Raw genomic sequence first — 1,086 nt, 5'->3', positions numbered from 1 at the left:
TTCAGGCCGGAGAGTGATCACATTCGCCCACAGGGCGACAGAGGTTCCCGTGAAGTTCGAGGAGGCGCGGCGGCAGATCGAGGCGCGGCGGTACGGCGAGGCGCGGCTCGAAGGCAGGACGCTCATCCGCGTCGCACTGATCTACTGCGCCGAAACGAAGCGCTTCGAGGGCATGACGGTGTGAGTGTCGGGACTTAATGCGGGCGGCAGTGCGCCGCCGCACCTGATGAAGAGCTTCTCGAGGAGCCCCATGCATCCTTCGAGTTCGCTCACCGCGCAGAATTCGTCTACGCCGTGCGCCTGGCGGATCGAGCCCGGTCCCATCACCACGGTGGGGCCGAGTCTTTGGAGGAAGGAGGCTTCGGTGGCGTAGCTCACGAACTCGCCCTTCACTGCGGCGATCCGTTCGACCATGCGGCGGACGTCGGGATCGGAGTTCCCGAAGGGGTCGAGGTCCGGATAGAGCGCAGAGACCTTCACCCCGCCGGGGTGCCGGCGGTTGAGTTCCGCTTCAAGCGCATCGAGCTCGTCGCGGACTTTCTCGGCCGGGTGGGAGGGGGTCGGGCGCACGTCGAACTCGAGCCGCACGGAGGAGCAGACGCGGTTGACGCTGTCGCCCCCGCGGATCGAGCCGATGTTGAGGGTCGGGTAGGGCACTCCGGGGGCGTCGGGATGGTCGAAGTCGGGATCCACCGAGCCTTTGAGGCGCTCCTCCAGTGCGGTGAGCGCCTCGATCACGTCGGCGGCGGTCTTCACCGCATTGACGCCGAGCGTCGGGTTCGAGGAGTGGCACGCGCGCCCGGCGATCTCGACGCTTCTCGCCATGTAGCCCTTGTGGCCGAAGATGGGCGTGAGCTCCGTGGGCTCGCCCACGACCGCGAGCGCGGGTGCGACGCCCATTTCGGCGAGCACCGGGGCGGCCGTCCGCGCTCCCTGCATGGAGGTCTCCTCATCGCAGGTCAAGAGGATCCCGAGACCCTGCTGCGGGACGATGCGCGCTGCCGAGAGCTTTTCGGCGAAGGCCATCGCACAGGCGAGGAACCCCTTCATGTCGCAGGACCCGAGCCCGTAGACGCGGCCATCTCT

The 1,086-nt window shown here is 67.7% G+C and carries 2 protein-coding genes; one reads left to right on the top strand and one right to left on the bottom strand.

Translation table 11 applies throughout. The features are described 5' to 3' along the window. A partial coding sequence (locus tag ACT6Y9_RS11085) for a hypothetical protein (RefSeq protein WP_443744571.1) occupies positions 1-184 on the top strand: 184 nt, incomplete at its 5' end. Here the strand turns inward: ACT6Y9_RS11085 and ACT6Y9_RS11080 are convergent. Then, on the bottom strand, positions 142-1,086 hold a 945-nt coding region (locus ACT6Y9_RS11080; RefSeq protein ID WP_443744570.1), incomplete at its 5' end, for a M20/M25/M40 family metallo-hydrolase. The genes ACT6Y9_RS11085 and ACT6Y9_RS11080 overlap by 43 nt on opposite strands.

This window comes from Sutterella sp. (genome assembly GCF_052272535.1).
Lineage (GTDB): Bacteria > Pseudomonadota > Gammaproteobacteria > Burkholderiales > Burkholderiaceae_F > Sutterella.
The sequence above is the reverse complement of the archived record's forward strand: the minus strand, read 5'-3'. Positions and strand labels throughout refer to the sequence as shown.